The sequence below is a fragment of the Aneurinibacillus sp. REN35 genome (genome assembly GCF_041379945.2).
Lineage (GTDB): Bacteria > Bacillota > Bacilli > Aneurinibacillales > Aneurinibacillaceae > Aneurinibacillus.
Map to the genome: position 1 here is coordinate 62284 of NZ_JBFTXJ020000003.1, position 15612 is coordinate 77895.

Consider the following 15612-nt stretch of genomic DNA (forward strand, 5'->3'; position numbering starts at 1 on the left):
GAGATATCTCGCGGACAATAAGCCATACAGTAACAATAAATATAAAAATCCAGAACCAAGCTTTTTGAAAGAACCGTTTCTTTTTTTCGGATTTCATATCGCAACATCCTCTCCATTTCCTTTGCTAGCGTATACAGTAGGGCATATGCCACGTGCTAGCCTTTATCATTTATATTCTTATTACCCCATTTTTTAAGAGGTTTACACAGCAATGGGCAAGTCTCGCTCATTTGATCTATGTATATGAAATAGAATAAATAGATATAGGTTCTAAAGACTCGGTCTAAAAAGTCCGTTTATGCGAGGTGAGCATATAAATAAAGAAAAAATTTTTATTTTATATTGTTTCATTCTACTTGTAACTGGGTACAATGGCATTAAGGAGTGAAATTTGCATGAATAAATACCCTGAGAAAACGGAAATTCTCTACGATCAGAGCCGAGAAATGCAGCTTAAGCAAACACTCGATGAATTGGAAAGTGAACTAAATAAGCCTATTTGGAAAGAATTTATAGAGGACAGTGCTGGACCTCGAAGAAATTCTTAATCCAGGCAAGATTTTTTCTCATAAAAGTGTCAAAGCACCGGATAGCTCCGGTGCTTTTTTACGTGTTGTTTTTATTCGGAGACGGTGCGGCGCTCGCGGAACAACAGGCTGATGCAGTAAAGTCCTGCTAAACCGACCAAAGAATATACGATGCGGCTTAAGAAAGATCCTTCCCCGTTGAACAGTGCGGCCACAAGATCCCATTGGAACAATCCAACCAAAAGCCAGTTGATAGCACCGATGATAACAAGAATAAGGGCTAAGCGATCCATATTTCTTCATCTCCTTTCTGTACCTGTACCCTCATTATGTCCATTTTTATACGAGATAATCAGAAAGGAGACAGCTTGTATTAGCCTGTTATTTCTTATTCAAGCGAGGCCTGATCATCCAATCAAAAAAACGGGGAAAAGCATGGGATAGAACTACCCCAAAATTCATGTATCGTGGAATGGTAACTTCTGCTTCTCTGGTGCGGCATATACGAAGCAATGCTTCGGCAACTGATTCCGGGGTAACCATAAAGCGTTCAACACTACGCTGATAGCTTCCGCTTGGATCTGCCCGCTGAAAAAAAGGTGTTCGCACAGGCCCGGGGTTTATGGTCGAGACGGATATGCCGCTGCCTTTTAATTCTTCACGTAGACTTTGCATGAATCCGATTACGGCAAATTTGCTGGCCGCATATCCACTTGATTTTGGTGTGGCGAGCTTGCCTGCAACAGAAGCAACGGTAACAATCTGCCCGTTTCTTTGAGTGAGCATATGAGGAAGCACAGCTCGTATACAGCGCACCACGCCAAAATAATTTACATTCATCATACCTTCAATATCTTCGGGCGAAGTGTCGCTGAACGGTAAGAATACTCCATACCCAGCATTGTTAATCCAGATGTCGATCTGGCCGTATTGTGCGATGATTGCGGTTGTCGTATCCATAATCTGCTGCTCGTCCGTTATATCTACTGCATAAAAGCTTGTTTTAGGCGCGTATCTTTTCAATTCTTCTGCAAGCGTACGCAGTGCCTCTGTAGAACGAGCAAGCAGCACCGGGGTAGCTCCGCTTCTGGCCGCAAGCTGTGCAGTTGCACGACCAATACCGCTTGAGGCGCCTGTAATCACGATGATTTTATTTTCTAAGGATGCCATTCATCCACCTCCTTTTCCATAGGTTTGACATGGGAGAGACAATCCCTGCCTCTATGTGAAAAAATCCAGTATCAGACATTTTACAGTATATGTAACATTTCGCTTCTAGGCGAATACACTATACGAAGAACATCTCCAGGGGAGGGATTCGAATGGAATTCGAAAAGCAGGTAGCCTTGATAACCGGGGGCGCAAGCGGACTGGGGAAGAAAGCGGCACAGTTATTGTGTGAACGCGGCGCACATGTAATCATTGCTGATATTAACGAAGAACAGGGGCAGCATGCGGTATCTGGGCTAAGAGAAGCGGGAGGACGTGCGGAATTCATCGAGGTCCATGTAGGTGATGAAGCTTCTGTGCAGGCATTGCTGTCACAAGTAACAAAGCAAGAAGGAAGGCTCGATATACTGATTAACAATGCAGGCATTACGCGTGATGGTATGCTGCATAAAATGCCGAAAGAAAAATGGGATCAAGTCATCGAGATTAATCTTACGGGTGTCTACCTATGCACGAAAGCTGCGGTTCCGTTAATGCTAGCAAATGGCTACGGTCGAATTATCAATACGTCTTCTGTTGTGGGCTTATATGGAAACATCGGACAGACGAATTATGCGGCCACAAAGGCGGGCGTGATAGGTCTAACGAAGACATGGGCCAAAGAGCTTGGCGGCAAAGGCATTACCGTAAATGCAGTGGCGCCAGGTTATATTCGTACACCGATGCTTGATAATGTACCAGAAAAAGTTCTCGACATGATGCGTCGTAAAGTTCCAGTACAGAGGTTAGGTGAAGCGGAAGATATTGCGCGTGCTTATCTCTTCCTTGCTTCACCATATTCTTCCTATATTAACGGAGCGGTTCTGTCGGTCGACGGGGGGCTTACTTTATAATTGCCCCTTTTCAAAATCCTCTTCATCTTCTACTATTAGTATATTACCAATGAGGTGGAGGGGATTTTTTACATGAACAGCAAGTTAGCAGGCGCTGCGCGTACGTATGCGGACAAGCAAACAGATATACATCGTGCCGTAGATAAGTATACGGCATGGACGGTAGACGTGCGACGCTACCTCCACCAATACCCGGAAGTGTCGCATAAGGAAACGAAAACAGCATCTTATATCCGCGAGCAGTTAGAGAATATGGGATTGCTTACACAATCGTATACAGGTAAGGATGTTGTCGCCTATATCGAAGGCAGCAAACCTGGCAGAACGGTCGCGCTGCGTGCTGATATAGATGCCTTACCCATTCAGGAAGAGACGGACTTACCATTTGCATCGCAGCACCCAGGTGTGATGCATGCTTGTGGGCATGATGGTCATACGGCCATTCTGTTGGGGGCAGCCCGCGCATTGCTTGAGGCCGATGCGGTGTTTTCTGGGCGCATTAAGCTGATCTTCCAGCATGCCGAGGAGGTAGTACCAGGGGGAGCTTCCGAGCTTGTAGCAGCCGGTGTGCTTGAGGATGTTGATGCCATATTTGGGCTGCATTTATGGCAAAATACAAACCTTGGTGTTGTAGAAGCGTGTGCAGGTCCTATCATGGCCGGCTCCGATTCATTTTCAATAAAAATTCAAGGAAAAGGCGGTCATGGTTCCATGCCACACCTGACAGTGGATCCGATTGTGATCGCATCGCATTTGGTTACACAGATGCAGACAGTGGTTAGTCGTTCCTTGGACCCCATCTACCCAGCCGTCATTAGCGTAGGACAAATTCATGCCGGCGATACGTATAACATCATTCCAGATACGGCTTGTCTTGAAGGGACTGTCCGTTATTTTCATCCCGATGTCCAGGCTGTGATTCCGGGCTTGCTTGAGCGGTTGGCGAACGGTGTGTGTGCCTCGTTCGGAGCGGAAGCCTCTTGTGAGTATGTAAAGGGCGATCCGTCCGTCATCAATGATCCGCGTATGAATGCAATCGTAGAGCAGGTTGCACACACGATAATGGGAGAGACAAAGGTACGTCCTGCCGTGCCAAGTATGGCAGGGGAAGACTTCTCTTATTATTTACAGCGTGTACCAGGTGCATATTTCTTCCTTGGAATTGGTGGAAGCGAGGCTCAATATGGTCATCACCATCCTCGTTTTACCATTGATGAAAGTATGCTTCCGGTCGGCAGCAAGCTTCTTGCAGGCATTGCAATTGCCTATCTAGAACAAGAGGGATGAGCCTAGTTCTGGCTTCTTTGTTGGAAAAAAATAAACGAATGCATCCACGTGGTCGGGTACACCCTATGTAATAAGGGAGGGTCGGTCGCTGATGCAGCGGCCCTCCTTTATGCAAATCAAAGGGGGGCTTTTTATGCCGCAAGGAGTTAAATGCAGCGTATCAAATTGTGTATATTACGCCCAGGGGAACAATTGCGCAGCGGAAGCGATCATGGTTGATATTGATCCACGTGCCAATGTGAACTATAAAGAAGAAATTGGTGAAATTGGCGTATCCACTAGCGACAAGGAAAAAGCATCGTATTCAAGTGAGACATGCTGTCATACGTTTAAGGCAAAAAATAAAGCATAATCCGGCTTACAATTCTTTATGGAGACGAGGGATTTATCGGTATGAAAAAACCGAATCGTTCGGGCAAGGTCATTCCATTTCCGTTTCGTGAAGAATTCGCTTCGGAAGCATACAAGCCAGTACCGGCACGGCGTTATGTCATTCAGAAAAGACAGAACCACAGGGAATATGAAGAAGTGAATGAGCGCGAGAGAGAAGGCGGAGCAGGTCTTGGCATTCTTGGGCTAATCATGGCCCTGCTTGCCTTTTTTATGATGCCGATTATACTCGGGATCTCTGGTTTTGTAGCTGGATATATTGCAGCTGCACGGGGAGCCGCAACCGGACGTTGGGCAATGGGGCTGTCCGTGGTCGCGGTATTGCTCACGCTGCTGCTGCGCTTGTTTTATTAAATAAGACAGAGGAGCCGGATATCTATCCGGCTCCTCTGTCTTATGCTGGATAGTATAGCAATAACTGCAGTCGTGTGGTCTTATCTGTAGGGTTGGCATACTTATGTGGCGTATCAGCAGCAAATCGGATGGCATTTCCTGCGTGAATGGTATACTCGATGCCCTGCAAGGTCAGATGTAGCGTCCCTTCAGTTACCGTAATATACTCTTGCACTCCTTGCGTATGTGCTTCTGAATAATGTATGCAAGTAGGGGCCAGAAGAACGGTATACATCTCAAATTGTTTCTCCTGATCAAAAGGAAAAAGTGAGTACACCTGATAACGACCGTCGTCTTCGGTGATGGGTGTAAGCTCTTCCCAGTTAATCACAGAGACGCTGGGTGTTTCTTCTTCAATCAGTGAAGAGAAGGAAATACGGAGACCTGAAGCGATCTTCCAGACGGTTGTCACGGTTGGGTTCGATTCTCCGCGCTCGATCTGTCCGAGCATTGCTTTGCTGACCCCGGTTAGTTCTGCTGTTTTATCGAGGCTGAGTCCCCGGTTTTTTCGCAGGCGCTGAAGGTTACGTCCGATTTTTATGTGTATTTTTTCCATCAGTATGCTCCTAATTAGTTGTTTATTATAACGCACTTATAATACAATATAGTATACAACAGGCGAGGAGGAAAAGGGAATGAAAGCGGAGTCGGTTTATCATGAAACGAAGGAAAAGGGAACGGACACACATGAATCTACATGGGTTGATGGAATGCGTGCTGGGACTCCGATTGCCATCGGATATATTCCCGTTGCCATTGCATTTGGGCTGCTGGCCAAATCATCGGGCATTCCAAACTATGTAAGTATACTTATGTCATTATTTGTTTTTGCTGGAGCAAGCCAGTTCGTTGGCGTGAACCTTCTTGCGTTAGGTACAGCTTATGGGGAAATTATACTTACGACATTTATTTTGAATTTGCGTCACTTTTTGATGTCAGCCGCACTATCACAGCGTATGGAATCAATGCCGCGCATATGGGGAGCGGTGCTTTCTTTTGGGATTACAGATGAAAGCTTTACGATGGCTGCGCTTAGAAAAGAAAGAAAATTAACAAAAGAGTTTATTCTCGGGCTAAATCTCACCGGTTTTGTGGCCTGGAATATTGGAACATGGATCGGCGTCTTTCTTGCGGCTGGCTTACCGCCCATGCTGCAGGCAAGCATGGGAATTGCGCTGTATGCGATGTTTATTGGACTTTTGGTTCCTTCCGTGCGCACATCTCGTATCGTTTGTGTAGTGGCGCTCTGTGCCATGGCGCTTCACTCCGCACTAGACTGGCTACCGTACTTTGTTTCTTTATCCACAGGCTGGCGTATCATCATTGCTACAGTAACGGCAGCGGCGCTTGGTGCTATACTATTCCCAGAAGATGAACAGGAGGGGGCTAAGGTATGAATATGACGCTTGTTTTGTTAGTGCTTGGCATGGGAGCTGTTACATATATTCCTCGCATGCTGCCTATGGTGCTTCTGCAAAATCTTCAACTGCCGCCATTTTTGCAGCGCTTCTTTCAATTCATTCCTTTTGCTGCACTTGGCGCATTAATCTTTCCCGGCATTCTTACTTCCGCAGGGGAAGATAATATAGCAGCCGCTGTGGCCGGTGGATTGGTGTGTGTGTTGTTTGCTTGGCTGCGCTTGAATGTTATGATTGTTGTGCTTGCTGGAATTATAACTGTGCTATTGTGGCAAACCATATGGTAGAAAGAGTGAAACTTTTTCCCAGATGCTTCGTATAAGCATAGCATAGATGGCACTATGAATAAGGAGGCTGCAATAGTTGGCTGAAACAAAAAAGAAAAAGCGCAACTGGGGAGCGCTTGGAGGACTGCTCGGATTCCTTGCAGTTTTCGGTGGTAAGCTGAAATTTTTGCTGCCGCTATTGAAAATGGGCAAGTTTGGTACGACGGTCTGGACGATGGTTGTGTCCATCGGCGCGTATATGTTAATTTATCCATGGACATTTGCTCTTGGGCTTGTGCTTATGCTGTTCATTCATGAGATGGGACATGTATTGGCAGCGAAGCGCAAAAAACTCCCGGTGTCCACCCCGGCATTTATTCCATTTTTAGGTGCACTTATTACGATGAAAAAGCAGCCAAAGGATGCGGAGACAGAAGCCTATGTTGCATTAGGTGGACCGGTAGTAGGTACGCTTGGCGCAGTAGCGGCGCTATTGATTGGGATGGCGGCGGATTCACCGGTATTTTATGCCATTGCAATGCTTGGCTTTTTCCTAAATTTGATCAATCTGCTTCCCATTCATCCGCTGGATGGCGGGCGCATTGTCACAGCTATTTCCCGTTGGCTTTGGGTGGTTGGGCTTGTGGGTGGATTGATTGTTATCTTATACCTTAAGGCGATTATCTTCTTGCTCTTCTGGGGCTTATTCGCTTGGGAGCTGTACAATAAGTATGTACGTAAAAAGAAAAAGAAAGCATCGGGTGAGCTTCAGCATAAAGAGCGTGCGTATTTATTAATTCCGGTACGCATGTTTGATGAGAAGGGGATGTTTATTCCTGCTGCTGAACACCGTCGATCCCTTCCCTTTACACATGTGGGCGATATGGAAAAGAAGCAGGATATGCTGACAATCGGCTATCCCGGCATGGAAGAGACAAAGACATTCGTATATGAACATGGACTTGTGCGTGATGTTCAGTTGGTGAAGACGGAAATAGCGGATGATCAGGTAAAGATGTCGCTTGAGATGCAGGTTGAGCTGTATGAGGCAGAACAAGGAATGATCCGTGACGACAAGTATTATGAAGTGTCACCGCGTACGCGCTTGATCTATGGAGTGGCGTATTTCGGACTGGCCGTTGCATTAGGTTTGCTGATGGCATATACAGCGGTTCAGATGCCGCAAGTACCGCTTGCCGGATAATGAACAAAAGACCGACATTCCTGATCGCGCAGGCGTGTCGGTCTTTTCTATCTCTCCGTGTACTTTCTCTTTGGTCTATTATATTTATCCGTTATATACTTCTGTAAGAAATACATCGGTATCTAGATGTTCAAATCCTTGCGTTGGTTCAGTTTGCATTGCGCGAATTTCACGCTGCAAGCGTGCGATTTCTGCTTCCATCTTTTGAAGTTTCTCTACCTTTACCATCACTGTCATAACTAATCTCTCCTTTTATTTTAATATTCTGAAAAATAATAGTTCGACTTTTACAGCGATCAGCTCCCCACAGTCGCTTATATGTCGATGTATTTTTAATTTATTGAAAACTATAATAACAGTCTCTATTTTATTTGTAAATAGGGTTTTTAAATGTAATCGCTTCCAAATTAATAGAAATTTTAGAAAGTTCTATTTTGCTTTATTAAACCAGGAATATTTTCGAAACGAAAACAAATGTGCTATGATAAAGGTTGAACTTTTTTCGATAGTACGGGTCATACTATGATAAAGAAACTTGAAAGACAAAGAAGGGGAAACTATGATTTATTTCGATAACAGTGCCACAACACGCCCCCATCCGGATGTGGTAAAAGTGTTCAGTGATGTGGCAAGCCAGTATTTTGGCAATCCTTCTTCGCTTCATCATCTTGGTGGGAAGGCGGCCCAACTTTTAGAGCAGGCACGCAAGGTAGCAGCTGATTGTCTGGGTGTCCAGCCCAGTGAAGTTATATTTACGTCCGGTGGAACAGAGAGCAACAATGCGGCATTAAAGGGAATCGCTTTTCAATACCGTTCAAGAGGCAATCACATTATTACAAGCAGTGTAGAGCATGCGTCTGTATATGAGGCGTGTAAGCAGCTTGAGACGATGGGATACTGTGTTACATACCTGCCGACGGATGAGAAGGGGCAGGTGCGCGCAGAAGACGTAAAACGCGCGCTGCGTGATGATACCATTCTTGTTTCGATCATGCACGTGAACAGTGAATTGGGGGTGGTACAGCCTATTGAGGAGATTGGACGTGTGCTGGCTGATTATCCGAAGACTTGCTTCCATGTAGATGCAGTACAGGCATTCGGTAAAATACCGCTTACCCCAGGCAAGTGGGGGATAGACCTTCTATCTCTGTCAGCACATAAATTCCATGGTCTGCGGGGCAATGGCCTTCTGTATGTACGTCGAGGGGTAACGCTGTCTCCACTTATTATTGGCGGCGGGCAGGAAGCAGGCCAACGCGCAGGCACAGAGAATGTAGCTGGTGCGGTTGGCATGGCAAAAGCAATGCGTATGCAACGTGATGCTCTTGAGGCTAATCGTTCACATATGAAAAAATTGCGCGACCGATTGTTTGATGGTCTTACACGGCTTACCTACTGTACATGGAACGGACCAGGTAAAGATGATGCGTGTGCGGCTCCTCATATTGCCAATTTTTCATTTCCTGGTGTAAAGGCAGAGGTCGTGCTTCACGCGTTAGAAAAGAAAGAGATCTACATTTCGACACGTTCGGCTTGTTCATCCAAGGCAAATAAGCCATCACGCGTATTGCTTGCCGCAGGTATCGACGAAGAGAGAGCGAAGAGCGCACTGCGTGTTAGTTTTTCAGCAGAGAATACAGAAGCCGAGGTTGATGCATTCGTACGGGCGGTGGAAGAGGTTGTACCAAATCTAGCAAAGATAATGAGGGTGTAGAAGATATGCAATATGAACATATTCTAATTCGTTACGGCGAGTTGGCGCTTAAGAAGCGTAATCGTGGGGAATTCGAGACGCAGCTCGTGCGCAACATCAAAAAAAGCCTGAAAGCCCATCCGAATGTCAAGGTAGAGCGCGTATATGGAAGGATGTATCTTGTTCTAAACGGTGAGCCGTACGAACAGATAGAAGCAAAGCTAAAGAAAGTATTCGGGATTCATTCCTTCAGTCCGACACGCTTTCTACAAACCTTTGAGCTTGAAGCGATTCAGCAGGCGGCGCTCGAAGCGGTTCGTGACGTAGAGCCTTTCCCGCGCACATTCAAAGTAAGAGCAAAACGTCCAAATAAGCAATTCCCACACCGTTCTCAGGAGATGAACCATCTTGTAGGCGGCTATATTCTTCGGAATACTGAGGATCTAAAAGTTGATGTACACAATCCGGATGTTGAAGTGAACGTAGAGATTCGCGTAGAAGGTGTGTTTATTTCATGCCGGACGATTCCCGGCATGGGAGGCTTGCCGACAGGCAGCAGCGGAAAGGCGATGTTAATGCTGTCCGGAGGAATCGATAGCCCCGTGGCTGGTTGGATGACAATGAAGCGCGGCGTGCGTATCGAAGGTGTGCACTTCCACAGCTATCCGTTTACATCGGAGCGAGCGAAGCAGAAGGTAATTGACTTAGCGCGTATCCTGACTCAATATAGTGGAGGTATGAAGCTGCATGTCGTACCATTCACAGAGATTCAAACTCAGATTCGTCAGCACTGCCCGGAGCATTACACAATTACGATTATGCGTCGCTTTATGATGCGGATTACTGAGCGATTGGCACAAAAACATGGAGCATTGGCAATTGCAACAGGCGAGAGCCTTGGACAAGTGGCATCTCAAACAATGGAGAGCATGTATACAATTAATCATGTTATTAACACACCAATGCTTCGTCCGCTTATTGCGATGGATAAAGAGGAGATCATGGCGATCTCGCGTAGAATCGAAACATATGAGACTTCGATTCTCCCATTCGAGGATTGCTGCACAGTTTTCGTGCCGAAATCACCGGTGACACGCCCTAAACCGGAAATCGCGGAGAGATTCGAACAGGCACTGGATGTGGAACGCTTGGTAGAAGAAGCGGTAGCGGCTGTGGAAAGCATCTGGATTGACCCGGTGGCTGAGGAAGAAGAGAATCAAGACTTCTTTTAGTAGTATTGTTATAGAGAAAAAGACAAAGAAAAAGAGCGGCTGGTCTCCGCTCTTTTTCTTATGTTATTTGGAGCGCTGCTCCAACCAATCTCCGACTGTCGGATAGGTTTTATTGATTGCTTGGCGGCCGAAGCATACAGATACATGCCCTGTTGGCATCTCTACATAAGTCTTGTCTTTGCTAGAAATCACCGGCATCAAAGCTTCGACCTGATGCGGGATAGCGATATGGTCACGTTCTGCTGCAACGTTTAATACGTTGGCTTTAATGTTACTCAAGTCTACTTGACGACCGCGAATATATAATTCACCTTTAAGAAGCTTATTGTTCTGATAGAATTCACGAATCCATTGTCTGAACGCTTCACCAGGGAAAGGAATGCCGTCGTTGACCCACTTCTGCATGAGCTTCCAGCCGTTAACAAAGTTTTCATTCTCCGCACGATCTACAAGGTTAACATATGGACCGTAGAAGTTCACGATTGGCTTTAGCATTTTATTGCCAAAGTCAATCATTTCAGGTGGGATTACCCCCATTGTATCAACCATTTTATCGAGGTTGAAGTATTTCTCATCCAACCAGTTTGTAAACAAGCCCGCATCAGCAAAATCAAACGGACTGGTCATGAAAATCAGGTTGCGGATTGGCAGCTGCGGATGCAGCGCAGCGAAGATCGATGTCATCGTACCACCCATGCAGTAACCGAGCACAGAGATTTCATCGGCACCTGCTGTCTTCATGACTTTACGAACAGCACGTGGAATATAATCCATAATGTAGTCATCTAATTTCATGTTCCGGTCTTCTAGTGCCGGCGTACCCCAGTCGAGCAAATAGACATCGAATCCGCGGTTAACAAGATACTCGATGAGGCTGTTGCCAGGGGAGAGATCCAAAATATATGGTTTGTTAATCAACGCGTATACCATAAGGAGCGGCACACGGTGTTTTTTTGGCATGGCAGGTTGATAGCGATACAATTTGGTCTTGTTTTTTGTCCAAATGACCTCTTTTGGTGTCAAGCCAACTTCGGGCTCTGCTTCTGTCGTTAACACTTCTGTAGCTTTTTTGAAGCGTCGGTATGTTCGTTGCATCTCCTGCGGCATAGAATCGATCAAGTCTTCCCAATCTTTCGTCACTGGAGCTGACATATTCATCTTCCCTCCAACCTATATATTCTCTCTATTAACTATACCAGAATTATGCAGATGTGCAGAAAAAATTTGTAAATAAAGCCATGCTATGTATTTACATATAAAGTCCGCCGTTAATATTTAACTGCTGGCCTGTAATATATTCACCATCTTGGCATAGATAAAGAACGCCGCGAGCAATTTCTTCAGGAAGACCGAAACGCCGCGCCGGTACTTTGGCTACGATCTGCGCTCGAATCTCATCTGGAACTGCTTGCACCATTTCAGTATCAATAAAACCAGGGCAGATTGCATTAACGGTTGTGCCTGATTTTGCTAATTCAAGTGCGAGTGATTTAGTAAAGCCGATCATACCTGCTTTGGCTGCAGAATAATTCGTTTGACCGAAGCCGCCTGCTTGACCGATGATCGAGGAGATATTAATAATGCGGCCGGCATCGGAATTTTGAATGTGGGAGAGGGCAGCCGTTGTCATATTATAGACGCTTGAGAGATTCACTTGAATAACTTGATTCCAGTCGTCTTCGGTGATTTTGCGGAAAGTGCGATCACGAGTAATGCCCGCATTATTGACAAGGATATCGAGAGCACCGTATTTGCGAACCGCCTCTTCTACGAGCACGCGTGCTTGTGCCGCATCAGATACATCGGCTTGTGAGGCAAAAGCTTCTCCACCTGCTTGTTCAATCTCTTGTACGACAGCATCGGCAGCTTCGCTGTTGCTGTTATAGTTGATGACGACTTTTATGCCATTGGCAGCTAACTCCTTGGCAATTGCCGCACCAATTCCGCGGGACCCACCTGTTACAATCGCTACTCTACCGTTTAATTTCACCATAACCAAATACACCCCTTAGTTGACATCAATTTTAATTAAGAAAGTGATGAATTATATACAGATACATACAGATAAAACTTACGCTTTTTTCTGCTCGGTTTCTTGTTTCTGTTCGTTTTCTTGTGTAGCGGCGACTTCCTTTACGGATGATTCTTTTACAGGTGCTTCTTTTGTCTCCGCCTGTTTTTCAAGCAGGGTCATAAGCTGATCGAGTTTTTTATCTATGGATTTCATGTCGGTTTTAAGGCGGTTCATTTCGCGGCTGACATTCAGGCTGCTGATCTGGTGCGATAAATCTTCTTCAATCATTTCTTCTAAATTGTCAACTTTAGCTTCGAGATTAACGAGAAGGGAAGCCAGGTTGGATAGATCAGCACGAGAAGGCATATTTGCCTGTGCCAGATAGTTCTCTGTTGATTGCTTCACCATGTTCTGGTACTGCAGATATAGATTTAAGAACTGGCCCATCCATTCTGAGAAATCTTCTTTTCTCATTGACTCGTCAAAGGTCTTGCTCCATTGAGATTCTGTTTTGTCGTATAGGTCTTTCCACATTGCAAACGGATCAAACGGGTTTTGTTTGCTCACGAATACATCTCCTCTCCCTTTTTTCCACCTTACCATAATTATGCACAGCAATGAAAATTATGTATGAAAAAGGTATTTCATGTAAAAGTATATTGAACCCTACGTCGAAACTCAAATAAAAAGATTCGATAAATTACGATATTTTTCTTAAAAATCTGTGAAGAATTAGTGAACGGAAGGGATTGGCAACTTGTTATCTATAGACAAAGAAATGTCATGGGTAATAAGTTTCAAATTGCATACAAAAAATTTCTAAGGAAATGTTTGACAAAATCTTTCTGTAGGTGTAAATTACACATAAGAGATATTAACAGATTTGTAGGTGATGCACATGTCTGCGAGTGATGATAAATCTCGCATGGGCGCCCAGCAGAAAGATGACAAGACAATGGGCGGTGCGCCCAAAAATTTGATGGTACCGTTTCTTTTGCTTAGCCTGCGTGGCTGGAACGTGCACGGTTATGAATTGATTCAGCAATTAATCAAATTCGGATTTCCATCCATTGACCAAGGAAATGTATACCGAACGCTGCGACAGTTGGAGAAAGATAATATGGTGAAGTCAGAATGGGATACTTCGGCAGGCGGACCTGCCAAGCGAATTTATTCGCTGACGGACGCCGGGGAGCAATACTTGAATTCGTGGGCCTCTTCGCTTGAGCAATATCAATCGATGCTTGATCGTTTCTTTACGATGTATACAGGGTTCTTTATGCCCCCAACACCACCGGATAGGTCAGAGACGGATCGCAAGGAAGAAAAATAATAGTTTGTCGGCGGTACTGCAGCATGCTGCACTTACCATATACATTATTCTTTTACTTAAGTCTTTAAGGAGGAATTAAACAGATGGCGATCAATAGAAAAAATGAAAAAGAACCCGTAGTGGTAGAGGTGCAAGCGCAAGAAAGCGCAAATGGAAGCGTAATTGATGCAGTGTGGGATGGCTGGATGAATGGTGTAAAGACAATGTATGCGTACCAGCGTGAGATGGAAAACCTAACGCTGCAAACGCTTGAACGTCAAAAAGAAATCTGGTCAAAGACAACAGAGAACATGGAAAAAATGGAAGAGGAAATGAAGAAGTTCCTCGAAGATGTAAAGGTAAACTATCAAAACAATGTAAAAAATATCGGTGGCGAACAAATGAGCAAGACATTTGAGGATTGGACGCATCGTCTTGATGAAATCGCAGGACGTATTCAGCAACTCACATGGACACCGGGCAAGGCGAATATCAACCTGGTCAACAAGTCACAAGACCAGCTTGAAGCATCCGTGAAGAATTTGATTTCTCAGCAGCAGAGAACGCGGGAAGAAGTGCAGTCATTGATGGATAATTTCTTGCAACAAGTGAAAATGACGCAAAAAGGCCTACTTGACTCGGTAGAAGCGAATAAAAACAATACAATGAATATGTTCAAATAACCAGCACCAAGTAGTTCCCCCCTCATGATGGGGGGATTTTCCTTACACTTTTTTGTCGAAAATTGTCTATTAACATAGAAAAAAGAAAGAGAGATAAATCATGAACATATACGAAAAATCGAAACAAGTCATTGAGCGCTCTTACGCTGATATTCACATTGGTGACACATCTGAAATAATCAAAACGATTACAAATGAAGATATTGTGGCTTTTGCGACTCTTACAGGAGATGTAAATCCGATTCATCTAGATGAAGAGTTTGCGAAGACAACCTTTTTTAAAGGTAGAATCGCGCATGGCATGTTGACAGCAAGCTTCATCTCGACTGTGTTAGGAACACAGCTTCCGGGAACGAATACGATTTATTTGTCACAGAATCTGAAATTCAAAGCACCGGTTAAAATTGGTGATACGATTACAGCTATGGCCGAAGTGATAGAGAAGAGAGACGACAGAAAGTTAATAAAACTGCGCACAAATCTTATAAATCAGGATCAAAAAGTCGTGGTTGAAGGAGAAGCGATGGTAATGAAAATGGAGTAGCTTAAAAGCTACTCCATTTTTGTGTCACAAGCATTAATTCGTATAACGGTCCGATGAAATGTTGTCGTTCATATAATTAATCGTAGTTGTTGAATCTGTATGATCGGTCGTAGAAGATGTTGCGTTTTTCATGTTCTCCTGTGTATCTTCAGCCATCTCTGATACACGATTGGATGCCTCTTCAATTTTTTCTACCAATGCATTTGGATTAGACATGGTAGATGACATGAATTCCATTGTTTTATCCTTGGCTTTTGCCGTGCCGCGGAATACATCTTCACGTGTCGCTTTGTCAGCTAAGATCACAGCTGTAGCACCAAGTACACCACCGGCAACTGTGCCCCAGAGGAGTTTGTTCATCGACTTCTTCGCGGCCCTGCTCTCAGCAGTGGCCCAGTCTGTATTGCGTGCGTCTTCTACCATGCTTGTGCGTTCTGTGCGGTTGACTGAATTGTCTTCATACCAGTTGTAGCTATTGGCGTTTGTGTTAGTAGATTTGTTGTCCATGTTTGGTTCCCCCTATCGATTGTTGTTATGTATGAAGTACCCGATTTGACAAAAATAAAAACGAAAAAGTAAGGGAGAA

21 protein-coding genes are annotated in these 15612 nt (G+C 44.8%); 13 read left to right on the forward strand and 8 right to left on the reverse strand.

Going from position 1 to position 15612, the window contains the following annotated elements:
- The first annotated feature begins 395 nt into the window (after nt 1-395).
- Nucleotides 396-548: a hypothetical protein gene (locus AB3351_RS06585; protein ID WP_371146337.1), complete on the forward strand. Its 153-nt coding sequence runs from the start codon at nt 396-398 to the stop codon at nt 546-548.
- A 71-nt stretch (nt 549-619) separates the two neighbouring features.
- On the opposite strand, the gene AB3351_RS06590 is transcribed toward AB3351_RS06585, so the two are convergent.
- Together AB3351_RS06590 and AB3351_RS06595 are read right to left on the reverse strand one after the other, a co-directional pair.
- Nucleotides 620-820 (reverse strand): DUF378 domain-containing protein, encoded by a 201-nt coding sequence (locus AB3351_RS06590; protein ID WP_371146338.1) that lies wholly within the window; start codon nt 818-820, stop codon nt 620-622.
- Between the two features lie 88 nt (nt 821-908).
- Nucleotides 909-1697, reverse strand: coding sequence for an SDR family oxidoreductase (locus AB3351_RS06595; protein ID WP_371146339.1), 789 nt, complete (start codon nt 1695-1697; stop codon nt 909-911).
- Nucleotides 1698-1849: 152 nt separating this feature from the next.
- Between AB3351_RS06595 and fabG the strand changes: the two genes are divergently transcribed.
- From fabG to AB3351_RS06615, 4 genes are all read left to right on the forward strand, one after another.
- The gene (gene fabG / locus AB3351_RS06600) at nt 1850-2590 is read left to right on the forward strand and encodes a 3-oxoacyl-ACP reductase FabG (RefSeq protein WP_371146340.1); all 741 of its coding nucleotides are present in this window, start codon (nt 1850-1852) and stop codon (nt 2588-2590) included.
- Between the two features lie 72 nt (nt 2591-2662).
- Nucleotides 2663-3877: a M20 metallopeptidase family protein gene (locus AB3351_RS06605; RefSeq protein ID WP_371146341.1), complete on the forward strand. Its 1215-nt coding sequence runs from the start codon at nt 2663-2665 to the stop codon at nt 3875-3877.
- Between the two features lie 133 nt (nt 3878-4010).
- On the forward strand, nt 4011-4229 hold the full coding sequence (locus tag AB3351_RS06610; RefSeq protein ID WP_371146342.1) for a DUF1540 domain-containing protein: 219 nt from the start codon (nt 4011-4013) through the stop codon (nt 4227-4229).
- 41 nt (nt 4230-4270) lie between these two features.
- Entirely contained in the window at nt 4271-4621 is a 351-nt protein-coding gene (locus AB3351_RS06615) for a DUF4190 domain-containing protein (RefSeq protein ID WP_371146343.1), read from the forward strand.
- Between the two features lie 40 nt (nt 4622-4661).
- Here AB3351_RS06615 and AB3351_RS06620 read toward each other — a convergent pair whose 3' ends face one another.
- A complete protein-coding gene (locus tag AB3351_RS06620; RefSeq protein WP_371146344.1) occupies nt 4662-5216 on the reverse strand; it encodes a helix-turn-helix domain-containing protein in 555 nt (184 codons plus the stop codon).
- 79 nt (nt 5217-5295) lie between these two features.
- Here AB3351_RS06620 and AB3351_RS06625 point away from each other — a divergent pair, with 79 nt between their 5' ends.
- The 3 genes from AB3351_RS06625 to AB3351_RS06635 all read left to right on the forward strand — a co-directional run bounded on the left by AB3351_RS06625 (nt 5296) and on the right by AB3351_RS06635 (nt 7548).
- Nucleotides 5296-6057 carry an AzlC family ABC transporter permease gene (locus tag AB3351_RS06625; protein WP_371146345.1) on the forward strand — a complete coding sequence of 254 codons (762 nt, stop codon included), beginning with the start codon at nt 5296-5298 and terminating at the stop codon, nt 6055-6057.
- Nucleotides 6054-6365 carry an AzlD domain-containing protein gene (locus tag AB3351_RS06630; protein ID WP_371146346.1) on the forward strand — a complete coding sequence of 104 codons (312 nt, stop codon included), beginning with the start codon at nt 6054-6056 and terminating at the stop codon, nt 6363-6365. The genes AB3351_RS06625 and AB3351_RS06630 overlap by 4 nt, the downstream gene beginning before the upstream one ends.
- Before the next feature lie 76 nt (nt 6366-6441).
- Entirely contained in the window at nt 6442-7548 is a 1107-nt protein-coding gene (locus AB3351_RS06635; protein WP_371146347.1) for a site-2 protease family protein, read from the forward strand.
- Nucleotides 7549-7632: 84 nt separating this feature from the next.
- Here AB3351_RS06635 and AB3351_RS06640 read toward each other — a convergent pair whose 3' ends face one another.
- Nucleotides 7633-7785, reverse strand: coding sequence for a hypothetical protein (locus AB3351_RS06640; RefSeq protein WP_371146348.1), 153 nt, complete (start codon nt 7783-7785; stop codon nt 7633-7635).
- A gap of 322 nt (nt 7786-8107) precedes the next feature.
- Here AB3351_RS06640 and AB3351_RS06645 point away from each other — a divergent pair, with 322 nt between their 5' ends.
- Both AB3351_RS06645 and thiI read left to right on the forward strand, forming a co-directional pair.
- Nucleotides 8108-9262: a cysteine desulfurase family protein gene (locus AB3351_RS06645; protein ID WP_371146349.1), complete on the forward strand. Its 1155-nt coding sequence runs from the start codon at nt 8108-8110 to the stop codon at nt 9260-9262.
- Nucleotides 9263-9267: 5 nt separating this feature from the next.
- A complete protein-coding gene (gene thiI, locus AB3351_RS06650) occupies nt 9268-10473 on the forward strand; it encodes a tRNA uracil 4-sulfurtransferase ThiI (protein WP_371146350.1) in 1206 nt (401 codons plus the stop codon).
- A gap of 63 nt (nt 10474-10536) precedes the next feature.
- Here thiI and phaC read toward each other — a convergent pair whose 3' ends face one another.
- The 3 genes from phaC to phaR form a co-directional block, all read right to left on the reverse strand.
- Nucleotides 10537-11625 carry a class III poly(R)-hydroxyalkanoic acid synthase subunit PhaC gene (phaC, locus tag AB3351_RS06655; protein WP_371146351.1) on the reverse strand — a complete coding sequence of 363 codons (1089 nt, stop codon included), beginning with the start codon at nt 11623-11625 and terminating at the stop codon, nt 10537-10539.
- A gap of 97 nt (nt 11626-11722) precedes the next feature.
- A complete protein-coding gene (gene phbB / locus AB3351_RS06660; protein ID WP_371146352.1) occupies nt 11723-12466 on the reverse strand; it encodes an acetoacetyl-CoA reductase in 744 nt (247 codons plus the stop codon).
- Between the two features lie 78 nt (nt 12467-12544).
- Nucleotides 12545-13054, reverse strand: coding sequence for a polyhydroxyalkanoic acid synthase subunit PhaR (phaR, locus tag AB3351_RS06665; protein ID WP_371146353.1), 510 nt, complete (start codon nt 13052-13054; stop codon nt 12545-12547).
- Between the two features lie 331 nt (nt 13055-13385).
- Here phaR and phaQ point away from each other — a divergent pair, with 331 nt between their 5' ends.
- The 3 genes from phaQ (at nt 13386) to AB3351_RS06680 (ending at nt 15026) form a co-directional block, all read left to right on the forward strand.
- The gene (gene phaQ / locus AB3351_RS06670; protein WP_371146354.1) at nt 13386-13820 is read left to right on the forward strand and encodes a poly-beta-hydroxybutyrate-responsive repressor; all 435 of its coding nucleotides are present in this window, start codon (nt 13386-13388) and stop codon (nt 13818-13820) included.
- A gap of 83 nt (nt 13821-13903) precedes the next feature.
- Nucleotides 13904-14482 (forward strand): polyhydroxyalkanoic acid inclusion protein PhaP, encoded by a 579-nt coding sequence (phaP, locus tag AB3351_RS06675; RefSeq protein ID WP_371146355.1) that lies wholly within the window; start codon nt 13904-13906, stop codon nt 14480-14482.
- Nucleotides 14483-14582: 100 nt separating this feature from the next.
- Nucleotides 14583-15026, forward strand: a complete 444-nt coding sequence (locus tag AB3351_RS06680) for a MaoC family dehydratase (RefSeq protein WP_371146356.1) — start codon at nt 14583-14585, stop codon at nt 15024-15026.
- A 33-nt stretch (nt 15027-15059) separates the two neighbouring features.
- Here the strand turns inward: AB3351_RS06680 and AB3351_RS06685 are convergent, their stop codons facing one another.
- Nucleotides 15060-15533 (reverse strand): YtxH domain-containing protein, encoded by a 474-nt coding sequence (locus AB3351_RS06685; RefSeq protein WP_371146357.1) that lies wholly within the window; start codon nt 15531-15533, stop codon nt 15060-15062.
- Nucleotides 15534-15612 lie beyond the last annotated feature (79 nt).